This window comes from Paenibacillus sp. AK002 (assembly GCF_053903045.1).
The window spans coordinates 6,272,912-6,291,732 of the sequence record NZ_CP096377.1 but is presented as its reverse complement, the minus strand read 5'-3'; the positions used below and the strand labels follow the sequence as shown (position 1 = coordinate 6,291,732).

18 protein-coding genes and 1 other annotated feature are annotated in these 18,821 nt (G+C 48.4%); all 18 genes read left to right on the top strand.

The window, feature by feature from the left end:
- The first annotated feature begins 73 nt into the window (after positions 1–73).
- The 18 genes from rpmG (at position 74) to rplC (ending at position 18,808) form a co-directional block, all read left to right on the top strand.
- Positions 74–223, top strand: a complete 150-nt coding sequence (gene rpmG, locus M1D70_RS28495) for a 50S ribosomal protein L33 (protein WP_006212941.1) — start codon at positions 74–76, stop codon at positions 221–223.
- A gap of 24 nt (positions 224–247) precedes the next feature.
- On the top strand, positions 248–439 hold the full coding sequence (gene secE / locus M1D70_RS28490) for a preprotein translocase subunit SecE (protein ID WP_006212940.1): 192 nt from the start codon (positions 248–250) through the stop codon (positions 437–439).
- Positions 440–460: 21 nt separating this feature from the next.
- Positions 461–994 carry a transcription termination/antitermination protein NusG gene (gene nusG, locus M1D70_RS28485; RefSeq protein ID WP_006212939.1) on the top strand — a complete coding sequence of 178 codons (534 nt, stop codon included), beginning with the start codon at positions 461–463 and terminating at the stop codon, positions 992–994.
- A gap of 72 nt (positions 995–1,066) precedes the next feature.
- Positions 1,067–1,492 (top strand): 50S ribosomal protein L11, encoded by a 426-nt coding sequence (rplK, locus tag M1D70_RS28480; RefSeq protein WP_006212938.1) that lies wholly within the window; start codon positions 1,067–1,069, stop codon positions 1,490–1,492.
- 80 nt (positions 1,493–1,572) lie between these two features.
- The gene (gene rplA / locus M1D70_RS28475) at positions 1,573–2,265 is read left to right on the top strand and encodes a 50S ribosomal protein L1 (RefSeq protein WP_009591966.1); all 693 of its coding nucleotides are present in this window, start codon (positions 1,573–1,575) and stop codon (positions 2,263–2,265) included.
- A gap of 69 nt (positions 2,266–2,334) precedes the next feature.
- Positions 2,335–2,493 (top strand) — a sequence feature (ribosomal protein L10 leader region).
- A gap of 58 nt (positions 2,494–2,551) precedes the next feature.
- Positions 2,552–3,055 carry a 50S ribosomal protein L10 gene (gene rplJ, locus M1D70_RS28470; RefSeq protein ID WP_009591975.1) on the top strand — a complete coding sequence of 168 codons (504 nt, stop codon included), beginning with the start codon at positions 2,552–2,554 and terminating at the stop codon, positions 3,053–3,055.
- A gap of 68 nt (positions 3,056–3,123) precedes the next feature.
- A complete protein-coding gene (rplL, locus tag M1D70_RS28465; protein WP_009591984.1) occupies positions 3,124–3,486 on the top strand; it encodes a 50S ribosomal protein L7/L12 in 363 nt (120 codons plus the stop codon).
- A gap of 184 nt (positions 3,487–3,670) precedes the next feature.
- Complete coding sequence (locus M1D70_RS28460) at positions 3,671–4,276, top strand: class I SAM-dependent methyltransferase (protein WP_456288531.1); 606 nt, start codon at positions 3,671–3,673, stop codon at positions 4,274–4,276.
- 348 nt (positions 4,277–4,624) lie between these two features.
- Positions 4,625–8,170, top strand: a complete 3,546-nt coding sequence (gene rpoB, locus M1D70_RS28455) for a DNA-directed RNA polymerase subunit beta (protein ID WP_009591964.1) — start codon at positions 4,625–4,627, stop codon at positions 8,168–8,170.
- 93 nt (positions 8,171–8,263) lie between these two features.
- On the top strand, positions 8,264–11,878 hold the full coding sequence (gene rpoC / locus M1D70_RS28450) for a DNA-directed RNA polymerase subunit beta' (RefSeq protein ID WP_009592004.1): 3,615 nt from the start codon (positions 8,264–8,266) through the stop codon (positions 11,876–11,878).
- 167 nt (positions 11,879–12,045) lie between these two features.
- Entirely contained in the window at positions 12,046–12,297 is a 252-nt protein-coding gene (locus M1D70_RS28445) for a ribosomal L7Ae/L30e/S12e/Gadd45 family protein (protein WP_009591977.1), read from the top strand.
- Between the two features lie 139 nt (positions 12,298–12,436).
- Positions 12,437–12,856: a 30S ribosomal protein S12 gene (gene rpsL / locus M1D70_RS28440; RefSeq protein WP_006212930.1), complete on the top strand. Its 420-nt coding sequence runs from the start codon at positions 12,437–12,439 to the stop codon at positions 12,854–12,856.
- Positions 12,857–12,909: 53 nt separating this feature from the next.
- Positions 12,910–13,380, top strand: a complete 471-nt coding sequence (gene rpsG, locus M1D70_RS28435; RefSeq protein WP_006212929.1) for a 30S ribosomal protein S7 — start codon at positions 12,910–12,912, stop codon at positions 13,378–13,380.
- Between the two features lie 48 nt (positions 13,381–13,428).
- Complete coding sequence (gene fusA / locus M1D70_RS28430) at positions 13,429–15,510, top strand: elongation factor G (protein ID WP_090914106.1); 2,082 nt, start codon at positions 13,429–13,431, stop codon at positions 15,508–15,510.
- A 97-nt stretch (positions 15,511–15,607) separates the two neighbouring features.
- The gene (gene tuf / locus M1D70_RS28425) at positions 15,608–16,798 is read left to right on the top strand and encodes an elongation factor Tu (protein ID WP_009591967.1); all 1,191 of its coding nucleotides are present in this window, start codon (positions 15,608–15,610) and stop codon (positions 16,796–16,798) included.
- A 413-nt stretch (positions 16,799–17,211) separates the two neighbouring features.
- A complete protein-coding gene (locus tag M1D70_RS28420; protein WP_456288530.1) occupies positions 17,212–17,526 on the top strand; it encodes a methyl-accepting chemotaxis protein in 315 nt (104 codons plus the stop codon).
- 308 nt (positions 17,527–17,834) lie between these two features.
- The gene (rpsJ, locus tag M1D70_RS28415; protein ID WP_009589214.1) at positions 17,835–18,143 is read left to right on the top strand and encodes a 30S ribosomal protein S10; all 309 of its coding nucleotides are present in this window, start codon (positions 17,835–17,837) and stop codon (positions 18,141–18,143) included.
- A gap of 41 nt (positions 18,144–18,184) precedes the next feature.
- On the top strand, positions 18,185–18,808 hold the full coding sequence (gene rplC / locus M1D70_RS28410; RefSeq protein ID WP_009589211.1) for a 50S ribosomal protein L3: 624 nt from the start codon (positions 18,185–18,187) through the stop codon (positions 18,806–18,808).
- Positions 18,809–18,821: the final 13 nt, after the last annotated feature.

The window sequence follows — 18,821 nt, the reverse complement described above, 5'->3', positions numbered from 1 at the left end:
GAATAAGGTTGTTTCTACTAGGATCAATATCGATTCTTCTGACAAAGAAGGACGTCTTCGGGAGGTGCACATCATGCGGGTAATTATCACTTTGGCTTGTACAAGCTGCAAACAAAGAAACTACACAACCACCAAAAACAAGCGAAATCACCCCGACCGCATGGAGATGAAGAAATTTTGCAAGTTCTGTAACGAGCAAACTCCTCATCGCGAAACCAGATAGTTTTCTTTTGGAGGTGTAGTCGGCGTGAAACGTGGTTTCAAGTCTCTGTTTTCCTTTTTCTCTGAAAGCTGGGCGGAACTTAAAAAAGTTCGCTGGCCCAATCGTAAAGAACTGACGAACTATACTCTCATTGTTCTAGGCACCATTGTGTTTGTCACGATTTATTTTTGGGTTGTAGACATCGGTATTTCCGCTGTGATCGAAGCGATAATTTAGAAGGGTCCCAGGTGGCTTGATATGGAAAAAAGATGGTACGTAGTTCATACCTATTCTGGGTATGAGAATAAAGTCAAAGCCAATTTGGAAAAACGTGTCGAGTCCATGGGCATGGAGGACAAAATATTCCGCGTTCTTGTTCCGATGGAAGAAGAAATCGTAAACAAAGACGGCAAGAAAAAAACCGTCATGCGTAAAGTTTACCCGGGATATGTCTTGGTCGAAATGATTCAGACCGATGATTCTTGGTATGTTGTCCGCAATACGCCAGGAGTGACCGGTTTTGTTGGTTCGACAGGGTCCGGTTCTAAACCGACGCCTTTGCTTCCGGAAGAAGTGGAACAGATTCTGAAGCATATGGGCATGGAAGAGCCGAAACCGAAGATCGAATTCGACATCAAGGAATCCGTTCGTATCAAGGTTGGTCCTTTTGCGAATTTTGTGGGCTCCGTGGAAGAGATTTTGGCTGAAAAGAGCAAGTTGAAAGTTCACGTCAACATGTTTGGACGGGAAACCCCGCTGGAGTTGGATTATACTCAAGTGGAGAAGATTTGATTCTTCAGGTTTCTTGTGGGAGGGCGTAAATAAGCGTCCGTCTACCACTATTGATGCAAGGAGGTGTCAACCATGGCTAAGAAAGTTATCAAGATTGTGAAACTGCAAATTCCTGCAGGTAAAGCGAATCCGGCTCCTCCAGTAGGTCCTGCATTGGGTCAAGCGGGTGTCAACATCATGGCATTCTGTAAAGAATTCAACGCACGTACTGCTGATCAAGCTGGTCTGATCATTCCGGTTGAAATTTCGGTGTTTGAAGATCGTTCCTTTACGTTCATCACGAAAACTCCACCGGCTGCTGTTCTGCTTCGTGTGGCTGCTAAGATCGAAAAAGGATCCGGCGAGCCTAACAAGAAGAAGGTGGCTACCGTTAAGCGTGACGCTGTTCGTCAAATCGCTGAGCAAAAAATGCCTGACCTGAACGCTGCATCTGTTGAAGCTGCAATGAAGATGGTAGAAGGTACTGCCCGTAGTATGGGTATCACAATCGAAGACTAATCGTCTTTCGGTTGAAACCGGACGAGGTTCGGATTATGTGGGAGGAATTTCCGCTAACACCACAAAGGAGGAAAACAAACATGGCTAAACACGGTAAGAAATACGTTGAAGCTGCCAAGCTGATTGACAGCGAAGCAACTTATGAGCCTTTGGAAGCTGTGGAGCTTGTGAAGAAGGCTGCAACTGCCAAATTCGACGAAACTGTTGAAGCGGCTGTGCGTTTGGGCGTAGACCCGCGTAAACAAGACCAGGCTGTTCGTGGTGTTGTTGTCTTGCCTCACGGCACAGGTAAAACACAACGCGTTCTGGTATTTGCAAAAGGTGAAAAAGCGAAAGAGGCTGAAGCGGCTGGCGCTGATTTTGTTGGCGATCAGGACATGATCAACAAAATCCAACAAGGCTGGTTCGAGTTCGATGTCTGCGTAGCTACACCTGATATGATGAGTGAAGTCGGTAAACTTGGCCGTCTGCTCGGTGGTAAAGGCCTGATGCCTAACCCTAAAGCTGGTACGGTTACATTCGATGTTGCCAAGGCTGTTCAAGAAATCAAAGCCGGTAAAATCGAGTACCGTCTGGACAAAGCAGGTCAAATTCACGCGCCAATCGGTAAAGTGTCTTTCGATGCAGCTCAATTGAATGAGAACCTCAAAGCTCTCATCGATGCATTGAATCGTGCGAAACCAGCTGCTGCTAAAGGTGTATACCTGAAAGGTATCGCTGTTTCCTCGACGATGGGACCAAGCGCTCGCGTGAACACAACCGTTTACAGATAATATTACCATTGACTTTGGTCAATGAGGTTTGATATTATGTAACAGTTGTGAGTCTTCGAGACTGACCCTTAAAGTTGAATATGCTTACCGTAGACAGTAGGTGCCCTAAGCAGGCTTAATTTCCTACCGAGGTGTTATGATAGAACGTCAACAATTTGTCCGGTTGTACCGGCCAAATGATGATTCATCAGGCCTTCGTGATTCTACGGAGGCTTTTTTAGTGCCCGTAGGAAGAGCGGAGAGCTTGGTGCTCTTACGCTACTAATACAACCAGGAGGTGTAATCATTGGCAAACGCAAAAGTGATTCAAGCGAAACAAGAAGCGGTTGATGTCGTTGCTGCTAAGCTGCGCGAGAGCGTATCTACAGTAGTTGCTGACTATCGCGGACTGAACGTTGCGCAAGTAACTGAACTTCGTAAGCAGCTTCGTGAAGCTGGCGTCGAGTTCCAAGTACTGAAAAACACGCTGCTTCGCCGTGCAACTGCGGCAGCAGAGCTGACTGATCTGGACGAAGTCCTGACTGGTCCTACAGCTGTTGCTTTTGGTACCAATGACGCTGTCGCTCCAGCAAAAATCCTCAACGATTTTGCTAAGAAAAACGACGCGTTGAAATTGAAAGGCGGCGTAGTAGAAGGCCGTGTAATCGGAGAGAGCGAAATCAAAGCTCTGGCAGAACTTCCGTCCCGCGAAGGTCTCCTCTCCATGCTCCTCAGCGTGCTTCAAGCTCCAGTGCGCAACTTCGCGCTTGCAGTTAAAGCCGTTGCTGAGAAGGAAGAACAAGGCGCATAAGACTTGTCTTGCTGAAGCTGTGTAACAACAACTATCAAATCTTAATAATAAATGGAGGTTCAACTTAAATGAGCAAAGAGCAAATCTTGGAAGCAATTAAAGGTATGTCTGTTCTGGAACTGAACGATCTCGTAAAAGCAATCGAAGAAGAATTTGGTGTAACTGCTGCAGCTCCAGTAGCTGTTGTAGGTGGCGCTGGTGCAGCTGCTGAAGCAGAGCAATCCGAATTCGACGTAATCCTGACTAGCGCAGGCGCGTCCAAAATCAACGTAATCAAAGTGGTTCGCGAAATCACAGGTCTTGGCTTGAAAGAAGCAAAAGAACTGGTTGACAACGCTCCAAAACCATTGAAAGAAAAAGTAGCTAAAGAAGAAGCTGAAGCTGTTAAAGCTAAATTGGAAGAAGCAGGCGCATCCGTAGAAGTGAAGTAATTACTTCTCTAGATGAATGTCAGCAAGAAGCAAACCCCTTGAATATTTGTTCAAGGGGTTTGTTATTGTGGCGGGGAGTTCAACGCGTACTGATTCTCCGCAGGAAAGGTTATACTGGAATAATGGAGCGCTTAAGGCCGATATGCCTTAGGCGGGCAGAATTTGATTCAAAACGGAGGAAATGATGCCGAATCAACATTATTACTCAAACCAGCCGGAGATTGCTCATGATCGTAAGGAGCTAAAGACGGAACTTCGGGGGCAGTCATTTAGTTTGATCAGCGACGCCGGCGTATTCTCCAAGGGCGGCGTGGATTATGGCAGCAAGGTGTTAATAGACGCCATGGATTTTGGGCAGGATGCCCAGGTGCTGGACGTAGGGTGCGGGTACGGCCCGATCGGTCTAACGGCGGCAAGAATGGCCTCGCAAGGTCATGTGACGATGATCGACATCAATAGCCGCGCTGTCGAATTGGCCAAAGAGAATGCGAAGCGCAACGGTATAATCAACGTTACGATCTTAGAAAGCGACTTGTTTGAGGCGGTGAAGGATCAGCAATTTGATGTGGTTCTGACCAATCCGCCGATTCGTGCGGGGAAAGAAACGGTGCATGCCATATTCGAGGAATCATGGAAACATCTGCGCGAGAATGGACAGTTGTGGGTTGTGATTCAGAAGAAGCAGGGTGCGCCTTCGGCAAAAGCGAAGCTGGAGAGTTTATTCGACCAGGTTGAGGAAGTAACGAAGGATAAAGGGTACCGAATATTCAAAGCGACGAAATCTTCTTAAAATAGTTCGACTAGGCTGTTGACTTGGGTATGCTGGTATGGTATTATTATAAAATGTCAGTATTAGGATGGTCTCTTTGTCTTTAGTTGGCTGAAATGTCAAGACTTATTATGCGGAAATACGCATAAAGTCGGTCATATTGACGTATAATATGTACATTTTGGGCAAATCTACAGGATATGAGATGATTATCATAACCATGGATAAGCTGCTCTTTTTTCGAAAAGGTATTCGATAAGGGCTTTTCTCTATTTATGGGAGTGTCCTCTGTATGTTCCATTATAGTGTTACAAACAGAGGTTCGCAATGAAATTTTTAAAGTGAGTAGACATGAGGGGTGAGTTTAAGTTGGCAGGACATCTTGTTCAATATGGTCGACGCACTCGGCGAAGTTATGCTCGTATTAACGAGGTACTCGAAGTTCCGAACCTGATTGAAATCCAACAAAAATCTTATGAATGGTTTTTGGAGGAAGGACTCCGCGAAATGTTCCAGGACATCTCGCCGATTCAGGATTTCACGGGCAATTTGGTGCTAGAGTTCATTGACTACAGCCTTGGAGAACCGAAATACACCGTCGATGACGCGAAAGAACGCGACGTTACTTATGCGGCGCCGCTCCGCGTGAAAGTCCGGCTCATTAACAAGGAGACCGGAGAGGTCAAGGAGCAGGAAGTGTTCATGGGAGACTTCCCGTTAATGACGGAAACCGGAACATTCATTATCAATGGTGCCGAACGGGTTATTGTCAGCCAGTTGGTTCGCTCTCCCAGCGTCTATTTCAGCACGAAAGTGGATAAAAACGGTAAGACGACGTACACTGCAACAGTTATCCCTAACCGCGGCGCTTGGCTGGAACTGGAGATGGACGCGAAGGACATTATTTATGTCCGGATCGACCGCACCCGTAAAATCCCTGTAACGGTGCTTTTACGTGCGCTTGGTTTTGGCACGGATGCCGAGATTTTGGATCTTCTGGGCAATGATGAATATATTCAAAATACGCTGGATAAAGACAACACGGACTCCACGGAAAAAGCGCTCATTGAAATCTATGAACGCCTTCGCCCGGGCGAGCCGCCAACACTGGAGAATGCGAAGAGCCTTCTCGTTGCCCGTTTCTTCGATCCGAAGCGTTATGATCTGGCTAACGTTGGTCGTTATAAGATCAACAAGAAGCTTCATATTAAGAACCGTCTCTTTAATCAACGTTTGGCAGAAAGTTTGATAGACATCGATACGGGTGAGATCGTTGCGGAAGCCGGTCAAACCGTAGACCGTCGTCTTTTGGACGAGATTATGCCTTACCTTGAGAAGAGCGTAGGCTTCAAGAATTATCATGTTACCGGCGGCGTGATGGACAGCGAGGATATCCCGCTGCAAACGATCGACGTATTCTCTCCGATCGAGGATGGGAAAGTCGTGAAAATCATCGCCAATGCAAATATCGATAAATCCGTAAAACATATTACGCAGGCGGATATCATCTCTTCCATCAGTTATTTCATTGACTTGCTGCATGGAATCGGCAACACGGATGATATCGATCACCTGGGTAATCGTCGATTGCGTTCCGTAGGCGAATTGCTTCAGAACCAGTTCCGTATCGGTTTGTCCCGGATGGAACGGGTTGTTCGTGAAAGAATGTCGATCCAGGACGCAAACGTGATTACGCCGCAGGCGCTGATCAACATCCGTCCGGTTATCGCATCGATTAAAGAGTTCTTCGGCAGCTCCCAGCTGTCTCAGTTCATGGATCAGACCAACCCGCTTGCGGAATTGACGCATAAACGTCGTCTGTCTGCTCTCGGACCGGGCGGTTTGACGCGTGAGCGTGCGGGCTTTGAAGTGCGGGACGTTCACCACAGTCACTATGGCCGTATGTGTCCGATCGAGACGCCGGAGGGACCGAACATCGGTCTGATCAACTCCTTGTCGACATTTGCGCGCATCAACGAGTATGGCTTCATTGAAGCTCCTTATCGTTGGGTGGATCCGAAGACCAGCAAAGTAACGGACCAAATCGATTACTTGACGGCAGACGAAGAGGATAACTACATCGTTGCCCAGGCGAACGCCGAACTCAACGAAGACGGTACCTTCGCTGACGAAATGGTAATCGTCCGTTATAACAAGCAATCCGACAACATCCTTCCGATGCCGAGCGACCGTGTAGACTACATGGACGTATCGCCTAAGCAGGTCGTGTCGGTTGCGACGGCGCTCATTCCGTTCCTCGAGAACGATGACTCCAACCGCGCGCTGATGGGATCGAACATGCAGCGGCAGGCTGTTCCGCTTCTTATTCCTAAGGCTCCGCTCGTCGGAACCGGGATGGAGCATAAGTCTGCGAAAGACTCCGGTGTATGTATTGTATCCAAATACGACGGGATTATTGAACGTTCATCCGCCAACGAAATCTGGCTCCGTCGCGTGGAAAATATCGACGGACAAGAAGTCAAAGGCGATATTGTTAAATATAAATTACACAAATTTATGCGTTCGAACCAAGGAACATGCATCAATCAGCGTCCAATCGTCAAGCGCGGCGATGTGATCAAAAAAGGTGACATCCTGGCGGACGGACCATCCACCGAGATGGGCGAATTGGCACTGGGCCGCAACGTTGTCGTTGCGTTCATGACTTGGGAAGGCTACAACTACGAGGATGCGATTCTTCTCTCCGAGAAGCTGGTCAAAGAGGACGTGTACACTTCGATCCATATCGAGGAGTACGAATCCGAGGCTCGTGACACGAAGCTCGGTCCGGAGGAAATTACGCGTGATATCCCTAACGTAGGGGAAGAAGCGCTCAAGAACCTTGATGAGCGCGGAATTATCCGCATCGGTGCCGAAATCAGCGCTGGCGACATTCTTGTTGGTAAGGTAACGCCTAAGGGAGTAACCGAGCTGACGGCAGAGGAACGTCTCTTGCATGCGATCTTCGGTGAGAAGGCTCGCGAAGTACGCGATACCTCGCTGCGCGTTCCTCACGGTAGTGACGGAATCATCGTGGATGTGAAGGTGTTTACGCGTGAAAACGGCGACGAGTTGCCGCCGGGCGTCAACCAATTGGTTCGCGTCTACATCGCACAGAAACGTAAAATCTCCGAAGGCGACAAAATGGCCGGACGTCACGGTAACAAAGGTGTCGTTGCCCGTATTTTGCCAGAAGAAGACATGCCGTTCCTGCCGGATGGCACGCCGGTTCAAGTTGTGTTGAACCCTCTGGGGGTTCCATCACGGATGAACATCGGTCAGGTGCTTGAGGTTCACTTGGGTATGGCTGCGCTCCAGCTCGGCATTCACGTGGCTTCACCAGTATTCGACGGTGCAAGCGAGTATGACGTGTTTGATACGATGGAAGAAGCAGGCATGCAGCGCAATGGTAAGACCGTGTTGTACGACGGACGGACGGGCGAACGTTTTGAACGTGAAGTTACCGTCGGCGTCATGCACATGATCAAGCTCGCGCACATGGTTGATGATAAAATTCACGCCCGTTCCACGGGACCATACTCCCTCGTTACGCAGCAGCCGCTGGGTGGTAAAGCCCAGTTCGGCGGACAGCGCTTCGGTGAGATGGAAGTATGGGCGCTTGAAGCTTACGGTGCTGCCTATACGCTGCAGGAAATTCTTACCGTCAAGTCCGATGACGTGGTCGGCCGGGTGAAAACCTACGAATCGATCGTCAAGGGCGAGAACGTTCCGGAACCGGGTGTTCCTGAATCGTTCAAGGTGTTGATTAAAGAGCTTCAGTCTCTCGGTATGGATGTTAAAATCCTGAGCGAGAACGAAGAGGAAATCGAGATGAAAGAACTCGATGACGAAGACGATGCTCAAGGTGATAAACTGAGCCTTAACTTGGAAGGCGCTGAAGTCGGAGTGGAATAACGGTCAATCATTCACCCCCGTCGGCTGATTAGTCGGCGGTGGTGTTATGGTCGTACAGCACATAAATAGGACTAGGTTGAGGAGGGTTGCTCCTTGTTGGACGTTAACAATTTTGAGTACATGAAAATCGGTCTTGCTTCACCGGAAAAAATCCGTTCTTGGTCTCGCGGAGAGGTGAAGAAGCCGGAAACGATTAACTACCGTACATTGAAGCCGGAGAAAGAAGGCCTCTTCTGTGAGCGTATTTTCGGTCCTCAGAAGGACTGGGAATGTCATTGCGGTAAGTATAAGCGTGTCCGTTATAAAGGAGTAGTCTGCGATCGCTGCGGCGTTGAAGTCACGCGCGCCAAAGTCCGCCGCGAACGGATGGGCCATATCGAGCTCGCAGCTCCTGTTTCGCACATTTGGTATTTCAAAGGCATTCCAAGCCGCATGGGTCTGGCTCTGGATATGTCCCCAAGATCTCTTGAGGAGATCATTTACTTCGCATCTTATGTTGTGACCGATCCAGGAGATACGCCGCTGGAGAAGAAGCAATTGCTGTCCGAGAAGGAATACCGCAGCTACCGTGAGAAGTATGGCTACGGCTTCCAAGCCGGCATGGGTGCTGAAGCGGTCAAGAAACTTCTTCAAGACATTGATATTGAGAAAGAGCTTGAATTCCTTAAGGAAGAACTGCGCACTGCACAAGGTCAGCGCCGCAACCGGGCGATCAAACGCCTGGAAGTGATTGAGGCGTTCCGCAACTCCGGCAACAATCCGGAATGGATGATCATGGATGTGCTGCCGGTCATTCCGCCGGAGCTTCGTCCGATGGTTCAACTTGATGGCGGACGTTTTGCGACTTCCGACTTGAACGATCTGTACCGCCGTGTTATTAACCGGAACAACCGTCTGAAAAGACTGCTGGATCTCGGCGCGCCGGATATCATTGTTCAAAACGAGAAGCGCATGCTGCAGGAAGCTGTCGATGCACTGATCGACAACGGCCGCCGCGGCCGTCCGGTAACAGGTCCGGGTAACCGTCCGCTTAAATCCCTCAGCCACATGCTGAAGGGTAAACAAGGACGTTTCCGTCAGAACTTGCTCGGTAAACGGGTTGACTACTCTGGTCGTTCCGTTATCGTCGTAGGTCCTTACCTGAAAATGTACCAATGCGGTCTGCCTAAGAAAATGGCGCTCGAGCTCTTCAAGCCGTTCGTGATGAAAGAGCTGGTCAACAAAGGTCTGGCACATAATATCAAGAGTGCGAAACGCAAAGTAGAACGTGTAAGTCCAGAAGTATGGGATGTGCTCGAGGAAGTCATTAAAGAGCATCCGGTTCTTCTGAACCGTGCACCGACGCTTCACAGACTCGGTATTCAAGCATTTGAACCGATTCTGGTTGAGGGCCATGCGATCCGTCTTCACCCGCTCGTATGTACGGCGTATAACGCTGACTTTGACGGTGACCAAATGGCGGTTCACGTTCCTTTGTCCGCTGAGGCTCAAGCTGAAGCACGTCTGTTGATGCTGGCATCGGGCAACATTTTGAACCCGAAAGACGGTAAGCCGGTTGTTACGCCGTCTCAGGATATGGTACTGGGTTCCTTCTATCTGACAATGGATAACAAGGAAGAGAAAGGTACCGGCATGATTCTGGGCAGCGTGAACGAAGCGGTTTCCGCTTATCAGCGTGAAGCAGCCGGTCTGCATGCACGCGTAGCGATTCCGGTTAAAGCCCTTGGCAAAACCAGCTTCACCGACAAACAGCAGGATGCGATTTTGATTACGACGATCGGCCGGATTATCTTTAACGAGATTTTCCCTGCCAGCTTCCCGTACATCAATGAAGCGACTCGTACGAACCTGCTGCAAGGCACGCCTGAGAAGTATTTCGTATACGAGAAGGGTGCAGATATTCAAAAAGTGATCCAGGAGCTGCCGGTCAGCGGAGCTGTTGGCAAAGAATACCTGGGTTCCATCATTGCACGCTGTTTTGAAACGTACCATACAACGGAAACCTCTGTGATTTTGGATAAAATCAAGCAGATCGGTTTCACATACTCTACCCGTGCAGGCGTAACCGTTGCGGTATCCGACGTTATCGTACCTGACGAGAAGAACGAAATTCTGAAAGAGTCCGACGAGAAGGTTAAAGTGGTAACGAACCAATATCGCCGCGGCTTGATCACGAACGAAGAACGTTATGACCGCGTTATCGACATCTGGTCCAAGACCAAAGACGATATTACGGATGTACTCATGAAGTCGATGGATCGCTTTAACTCCATCATGCTCATGGTGGATTCCAAGGCGCGGGGTAACAAATCGCAGATCACCCAGCTCGGTGGCATGCGGGGTCTGATGGCGAACCCGTCGGGCCGTATCATCGAACTCCCGATCAAATCGAACTTCCGTGAGGGACTGACGGTACTCGAGTACTTCCTGTCCACGCACGGTGCGCGTAAAGGTCTTGCCGATACAGCGCTTCGTACCGCTGACTCCGGTTACTTGACTCGTCGACTTGTCGACGTGGCCCAGGATGTCATCGTTCGCGAAGACGAGTGCAGCACGGATAAAGGCTTTATGGTTAGCCGTATTCAGGACGGCAAGGAAGTAATCGAGGATCTCTATGACCGTATCGAGGGACGTTATGCATTTGAAACCGTTCGTCATCCGGAAACCAAAGAGATCATCGTTAATCGCAACGAATTGATTGATTCCGACAAAGCTGAAGAGATCGTGGCGGCTGGTGTCGAGCAGCTTCAAATCCGTTCCATCTTGAGCTGCCGTGCACGTTATGGCGTCTGCAAAAAATGTTACGGTCGTAACCTGGCTACTGGTAAGCATGTTGAGATTGGTGAAGCGGTTGGTATTATCGCAGCCCAATCCATCGGCGAACCGGGAACGCAGCTCACGATGCGTACGTTCCACACAGGCGGCGTTGCCGGTGATGATATTACGCAAGGTCTTCCGCGTATCCAGGAGCTCTTTGAAGCCCGTAATCCTAAAGGTCAAGCGACCATTAGTGAGATCGACGGCGTGGTTAAAGAGATCCGCGAAACGAAGGACCGTCGTGAAATCGAAGTGCAAGGTGAAGCTGAGACTAAGGTCTACGCGGTTACCTACGGCTCTCGTCTGCGCGTAAGCGAAGGCAAGCACATTGAAGCCGGGGATGAACTGACCGATGGTTCCATTGATCCGAAGGAAATGCTTCGCATCAAGGGTATCCGTGGCGTGCAGAACTACATCCTTCAGGAAGTTCAACGCGTATACCGTAACCAAGGCGTAGAAATTAACGATAAACACGTTGAAGTTATGATCAGACAGATGCTGCGTAAATTCCGTATCGTGGATGCGGGGGATACGAACCTGCTGCCAGGCTCCTTCGTGGATATGCATGAATACGAAACAGCTAATAAAGACGCTATTCTTTCCGGGAAAGAACCAGCGGTTGCCAAACCGGTTCTCCTCGGTATTACGAAGGCATCTCTCGAAACCGATTCGTTCTTGTCAGCAGCCTCCTTCCAGGAGACAACTCGCGTGTTGACTGACGCTGCCATCAAGGGCAAAGTCGATCAGCTGCTTGGTCTGAAAGAGAATGTTATCATTGGTAAGCTGATCCCTGCAGGTACCGGTATGAACCGTTACCGCAGCGTGAAGTTCGAGGGACAGGACGATGTGAATGACGAAAGTCAGGAACTCGAAACAGCTTCTATAGATTAAGAGACAGTCAGGTGACGGGGAGATGACGCGTCGTAAGACGATGAATCTCCCTGTTCCAATGTTTCTTTTTCCTGATTTAATAGCTTGACATCGTTTAGGGCAGATGCTAATATAGCAAAGGTGCGTGAATAGTTTCTTTGTTCCCTGTTCTTTTGGAGGAATGACTTGTGTCTAATGATAAAGGATTACAGGATGCACACATCAAGATTGGCACCAAACAAACGATGAAGGCCGTTGAATCTGGTCTGGCCGCTGAGGTTTATGTGGCTGAAGATTGCGACCAGCGTTTGATTTCAAAAGTCGTATCCGAGTGTGATAAGAATGGCGTGCATATCAACTATGTACCCACGATGACAGAGCTTGGAGAAGCATGCGGTATTGAAGTCGGTGCAGCTATGGTAGCTGTCTTGAAATCATGATTTGAGAAATCGTTTTTGTTGGAGAAGGCGTTACTTCTCTCGGCAAAAACTTTTCATTTGTTCTTTTATGAACCGCCTGGGTCTGTGGACTTAAACGGGTTCGTAATCGAATGATAAATACGGGAAGGGGGTGGCTAGCATGCCAACAATTAACCAACTGGTTCGCAAGGGCCGTCAAGCTAAAGTTTACAAATCGAAATCTCCAGCTCTTCAAAAAGGTTTTAACGCTTTGAAACGTGAGGAGACCGACTTGAGCGCTCCGCAAAAACGCGGTGTATGCACTCGTGTAGGCACGATGACGCCGAAAAAACCGAACTCCGCACTTCGTAAATATGCTCGTGTTCGCTTGACGAACCGCATTGAGGTGACGGCTTACATTCCGGGTATCGGACATAACTTGCAAGAGCACAGTGTTGTATTGGTTCGCGGTGGACGGGTAAAAGACCTTCCGGGTGTACGTTACCATATCGTTCGCGGCGCACTTGATACCGCTGGTGTAAACAACCGGATGCAAGCTCGTTCCAAATACGGCACGAAGCGTCCTAAAGCAAAAAGCTAATTGATGCTCATGTTTTCTAAACATGACTCATGACTGAAGAAAGGGGGATATCCATGCCACGCAAAGGTCCAGTAACTAAAAGAGACGTGCTGCCAGATCCGGTGTATAACAGCAAACTGGTAACTCGTCTGATCAACCGCATCATGTTGGATGGTAAAAGAGGTGTTGCTCAAAGCATCCTTTACAATTCGTTCAACATCATCAAGGAACGTACTGGTAATGATCCGATGGAAGTGTTTGAAGCAGCTATCAAGAACATCATGCCAGTATTGGAAGTTAAAGCTCGTCGTGTCGGCGGTGCTAACTACCAGGTTCCGATCGAAGTTAAACCAGAGAGACGTACATCCCTTGGATTACGTTGGCTCGTAAACTACTCCCGCAACCGCGGTGAGAAGACGATGGAAGAGCGTTTGGCGGCTGAGATCATCGACGCTTCCAACAACACAGGCGCTTCCGTTAAGAAACGCGAAGACACGCACAAAATGGCTGAAGCGAACAAAGCGTTTGCTCACTACCGTTGGTAGGATTCAGCAACTAATTTATACTTCAAATTTTGAAGGGAGACTATTCGCATGGCGACAAGAGAGTTCTCCTTGAAAAATACACGTAATATCGGGATCATGGCGCATATTGACGCTGGTAAAACGACCACGACAGAGCGGATTTTGTTCTATACAGGCCGTACGCACAAAATCGGGGAAGTTCACGAGGGTGCAGCTACAATGGACTGGATGGAACAGGAGCAGGAGCGCGGTATCACGATTACGTCCGCTGCGACTACCGCTTCTTGGAAGGGTCATCGCGTTAATATTATCGACACCCCGGGGCACGTTGACTTCACAGTAGAAGTTGAACGTTCCCTTCGTGTATTGGATGGGGCAGTAGGTGTATTCAGTGCGAAAGAGGGCGTTGAACCTCAGTCGGAGACTGTTTGGAGACAAGCAGACCGTTACGGAGTTCCGCGGATCGCATACGTAAACAAAATGGATATTATCGGTGCCGACTACTTGAACGTAGTTAAAGATATGAGAGAGCGCCTGCAGGCGAATGCGGTAGCAATTCAGCTTCCGATCGGTGCAGAGAACGATTTCATTGGCATCATCGATATTATCGAGGAAAAAGCTTATATGTATAAGGATGACCTCGGTCAAAATATCGAAGAAACCGAAATTCCAGCAGAATTCAAGGATCAAGTGGAAGAGCTTCGCAACGAGTTGGTTGAGAAGGTAGCAGAACTTGACGAAGACTTGACAATGAAATATCTTGAAGGTGAAGAAATCACCATCGCTGAGTTGAAAGCTGCTCTGCGTAAAGGTGTTGTCGAAGTTAAGATCTTCCCGGTTATCTGTGGATCTTCTTACCGTAACAAAGGCGTTCAGTTGATGCTTGATGCCGTAATCGATTATTTGCCGGCTCCAACTGACGTTCCAGACATCAAGGGTACCCTTGAAGACGGAACTGAAGCTATTCGGCATTCTTCCGATGAGGAGCCGTTCTCGGCTTTGGCATTCAAAATCGCAACCGACCCTTACGTTGGTAAGCTGACATTCTTCCGCGTATATTCCGGCGTACTGCAATCCGGTTCTTACGTACTGAATGCAACAAAAGGCAAGCGTGAGCGCATTGGTCGTATCCTTCAAATGCATGCGAACAGCCGTCAAGAAATTTCCGAAGTATTTGCCGGAGATATCGCAGCTGCCGTAGGTTTGAAAGATACGGGCACAGGTGATACACTATGTGATGAGAAAAACCCGGTTATCCTGGAGTCCATGAACTTCCCTGATCCGGTTATCGAAATCGCAGTTGAGCCTAAAACAAAAGCTGACCAAGATAAAATGGGCGTGGCTCTCGGTAAGTTGACGGAAGAGGATCCAACTCTTCGTGCGCATACCGATGAAGAAACTGGCCAAACGATCTTGGCAGGTATGGGTGAGCTTCACTTGGACATCATCATTGACCGTATGCGTCGTGAGTTCAAGGTAGAAACCAACGTGGGTAAACCACAGGTAGCTTACCGCGAAACATTCCGTGCGCCAGCTCGCGTTGAAGGTAAATTCGTTCGTCAGTCCGGTGGTCGTGGTCAATACGGTCACGTATGGGTTGAGTTCGAACCTCTGGAACCTGGTAGCGGTAACCAATTCGACAGCAAGGTTGTCGGTGGTTCTGTACCAAGAGAATACATTGGTCCTGCACAACAAGGTATTGAAGAGCAAATGAAGAACGGTGTACTTGCCGGCTTCCCGCTTGTTGACGTTAAAGCAACCATCGTCGACGGTTCGTACCATGATGTTGACTCCAATGAAATGGCGTTTAAAATCGCTGGTTCCATGGCTCTGAAAGCAGCTAAAGACAAGTGTAAGCCTGTCCTGCTCGAGCCAATCATGAAAGTTGAAGTTACCGTGCCTGAGGAATACATGGGCGACGTAATGGGTATGCTGAACTCCCGCCGTGGACGTATCGAAGGTATGGACTCCCGTGGTGGTACTCAAATTATCCGTGCGAAAGTGCCTCTTTCCGAAATGTTCGGTTACTCCACTACCCTTCGCTCCGGTACACAAGGACGCGGCGTGTTCTCAATGGAACTCTCCCACTACGAAGAAGTTCCTAAGAATATCTCCGATGAAATTGTGTCCAAGATCAAAGGCGGAGAATAATAACGTTTTACCTGCTGGATAGGAGGCGGGACCAAACATCCCGTTAACTCCGCTTCCGGCCCAACATATATAATCCCCTTAAGGAGGAATTGTTCAAATGGCAAAGGCTAAATACGAACGTACGAAACCCCATGTTAACATCGGTACTATCGGTCACGTTGACCATGGTAAAACAACTTTGACTGCTGCAATTACATCTGTATTGTCCAAAACTTACGGTGGCGCAGCAATGTCCTTCGATCAAATCGACAAAGCTCCAGAAGAGCGCGAACGCGGTATCACAATCTCTACTTCCCACGTAGAGTATGAAACTGATGCTCGTCACTATGCACACGTTGACTGCCCAGGTCACGCTGACTATGTTAAAAACATGATCACTGGTGCTGCTCAAATGGACGGAGCAATCCTGGTTGTATCCGCAGCTGACGGCCCAATGCCGCAAACTCGCGAGCACATCCTGTTGTCCCGCCAAGTAGGCGTTCCTTACATCGTTGTATTCTTGAACAAATGCGACATGGTTGAAGACGAAGAGCTCTTGGAATTGGTTGAAATGGAAGTTCGCGACCTTCTGAGCGAGTACGACTTCCCAGGCGACGACACTCCGATCACTCGTGGTTCCGCTCGTGAAGCTCTGCAAAACCCAGAAGGCGAATGGGCACAAAAAATCGTTGAAATGTTCAAAACAATCGACGAGTACATCCCATTGCCTGAGCGCGACACTGACAAGCCTTTCTTGATGCCTGTCGAGGACGTATTCTCCATCACTGGTCGTGGTACCGTTGCTACAGGTCGTGTAGAGCGTGGTACGATCAAAGTTGGTGACGAGATCGAAATCGTTGGTATCGCTGAAGAAACTAAAAAATCCGTTGTTACGGGCGTTGAAATGTTCCGTAAATTGCTGGATTCCGCACAAGCTGGTGACAACATCGGTGCATTGCTTCGTGGTGTTGAGCGTACTCAAATCGAGCGCGGTCAAGTACTTGCTAAGCCTGCTTCCGTTAAACCACACACTGAGTTCACAGCTCAAGTATACGTACTGAGCAAAGAAGAAGGCGGACGTCATAAGCCTTTCTTCACTGGCTACCGTCCACAGTTCTACTTCCGTACTACGGACGTAACTGGTGTGATCAACTTGCCAGAAGGTTCTGAAATGGTTATGCCTGGTGATAACATCACTGTAACGGTTAACCTGATCAGCCCAATCGCGATCGAAGAAGGAACTAAGTTCTCCATTCGTGAAGGCGGCCGTACCGTAGGTGCTGGTTCCGTTGCTTCCATCATTAAATAATTAAGGCTTCGAACAGCCTTGCATATAGCAACAGTGTATTGTAACGAGCAACAATGTGATGTCCTGATAAAAGAGTCTGATCCCTTGGATCGGGCTCTTTTTCTATTTGCAGTGATACCCCTGTGATCTTTGAGGCTAACTAAAGCCTTAAATGTAGGATTTGTAGAAAATTAGTCAAGCTTACTGTACAGAATATGCCATATATTCAAGGATTCATTCTATTTATTTGGTTCCAATATGATTACAATCTTTGATTGAAGTCAGTTAAGGTATTAGAAACTATCTATTATATAGAATGGAGATCACAGCCTGTATGAAATGTCCGTTTGCATGGATGAAGAGGAGTCTGGAAGATGAAGTTCAGCCTGCAGTAGAACTGCGCAATTCAGAAGAGGCAGATTTCCGTTATAGCGGTGAGTGTTCAGGAAATAGCCTCCCAGATCAAGCTGCTTTCCTTAAATGCCACCATTGAAGCAGCACGCGCCGGAGAGCATGGGAAAGGTTTTGCCGTTATAGCCCAAGAGGTAAGCCGCCTGTCGGAGGACACGAGGACGACCGTGAACCGAATTGCCGGTATCGTATCCAAGTCGAGAGCCAACACGACGGAAGTGGTAGAATCTATTAATCAGGTTCAACAGCTGACGAAGCAAGGGAAGAGACAATCCGAGGAATCCAGCAAGCTGTTCTCCAGCATTCTGATGTCGTACAGTCCAGTGCAGATCGAATGATGAGCGCGGAGAAAGAAATGAAGCTGCTCTCCATGACGATCGGAAGCATCCGGGAAGCCACGTCCGAAGCTGCGGTTTCTGCCGAAAATTTCAAGGAAAGCACGGAGCGAATGTAAATACATATCAAATATGAATTAGTGCTTGCAATGCGCCTATCTTTTATATATAATAGTAAATGTTGTTCTGCGACGTTGCGATGATGTGAGAGGTTACCGACACACCCGGCCCCTTTGCCATGAGGTGGGTGGTTGGAAAATTTTCACGGAGTATGTCCGATACCAAATTGGGCGATAGAAGGAGGGAATAAAATGGCAAAGCAAAAAATTCGTATTCGCTTGAAAGCATACGACCACAGAGTTCTTGATCAATCCGCTGAGAAAATTGTTGAGACAGCAAAACGTTCGGGTGCTGGTGTATCCGGTCCGATCCCGCTTCCAACTGAGAAACAAGTAATTACCATTCTCCGTGCGGTGCACAAGTATAAGGATTCTCGGGAACAGTTCGAAATGCGTACACATAAACGCTTGATCGACATCGTGAACCCGACTCCACAAACTGTGGATGCCTTGATGCGCTTGGACCTGCCGTCCGGTGTAGATATCGAAATCAAACTGTAAGCATTGCATAACGAATTAGAGAAGAGAAAAGAGGTGTCAACATGAAAGGTATCTTAGGTAGAAAGCTCGGAATGACTCAAGTATTTACCCCTGAGGGTGTTGTAATTCCTGTAACGGTTATCGAAGCAGGTCCTTGTGTTGTTCTTCAAAAGAAAGATCTGGAAAACGACGGATACGAAGCGATCCAAGTTGGTTTCTCCGATAAGAAAGAGAACAGATCTAACAAACCAGAAGCAGGCCATGCGAAAAAAGCAAACACTGCGCCTAAGCGCTACGTTCGCGAAATTCGCGGTGTTGACCTCGCGAGTGTCGAGGTTGGACAAGAGCTGAAGGCTGATGTCTTCGCAGAAGGCGAATTTGTTGACGTAACGGGTATTTCCAAAGGTAAAGGATTCCAAGGCGTAATCAAGCGTTGGGGCCAAAGCCGCGGACCAATGTCTCACGGTTCCCGTTATCACCGTAGACCAGGTTCCATGGGTTCGATCCAGGCAAACCGTGTTCCTAAAGGAAAGCGTCTGCCAGGTCACATGGGCAATGAGACAGTTACGATCCAAAAGCTCGAAGTTGTTAAAGTCGACGCAGAGCGTAACGTAATCCTTGTTAAAGGCTCCATTCCAGGGCCTAAAAAAGGTTTCGTTCAAATCAAAGAAACGGTGAAGAAATAATCGCCTAAAGAAA

Excerpts from the sequence above, each read along its gene's own strand:
- rpmG (WP_006212941.1), top strand. The coding sequence starts at position 74 with ATGCGGGTAATTATCACTTTGGCTTGTACAAGCTGCAAACAAAGAAAC.
- nusG (WP_006212939.1), top strand. The coding sequence starts at position 461 with ATGGAAAAAAGATGGTACGTAGTTCATACCTATTCTGGGTATGAGAAT.
- rplK (WP_006212938.1), top strand. The coding sequence starts at position 1,067 with ATGGCTAAGAAAGTTATCAAGATTGTGAAACTGCAAATTCCTGCAGGT.
- rplA (WP_009591966.1), top strand. The coding sequence starts at position 1,573 with ATGGCTAAACACGGTAAGAAATACGTTGAAGCTGCCAAGCTGATTGAC.
- rplL (WP_009591984.1), top strand. The coding sequence starts at position 3,124 with ATGAGCAAAGAGCAAATCTTGGAAGCAATTAAAGGTATGTCTGTTCTG.
- M1D70_RS28460 (WP_456288531.1), top strand. The coding sequence starts at position 3,671 with ATGCCGAATCAACATTATTACTCAAACCAGCCGGAGATTGCTCATGAT.
- rpsL (WP_006212930.1), top strand. The coding sequence starts at position 12,437 with ATGCCAACAATTAACCAACTGGTTCGCAAGGGCCGTCAAGCTAAAGTT.
- rpsG (WP_006212929.1), top strand. The coding sequence starts at position 12,910 with ATGCCACGCAAAGGTCCAGTAACTAAAAGAGACGTGCTGCCAGATCCG.
- fusA (WP_090914106.1), top strand. The coding sequence starts at position 13,429 with ATGGCGACAAGAGAGTTCTCCTTGAAAAATACACGTAATATCGGGATC.
- tuf (WP_009591967.1), top strand. The coding sequence starts at position 15,608 with ATGGCAAAGGCTAAATACGAACGTACGAAACCCCATGTTAACATCGGT.
- rpsJ (WP_009589214.1), top strand. The coding sequence starts at position 17,835 with ATGGCAAAGCAAAAAATTCGTATTCGCTTGAAAGCATACGACCACAGA.
- rplC (WP_009589211.1), top strand. The coding sequence starts at position 18,185 with ATGAAAGGTATCTTAGGTAGAAAGCTCGGAATGACTCAAGTATTTACC.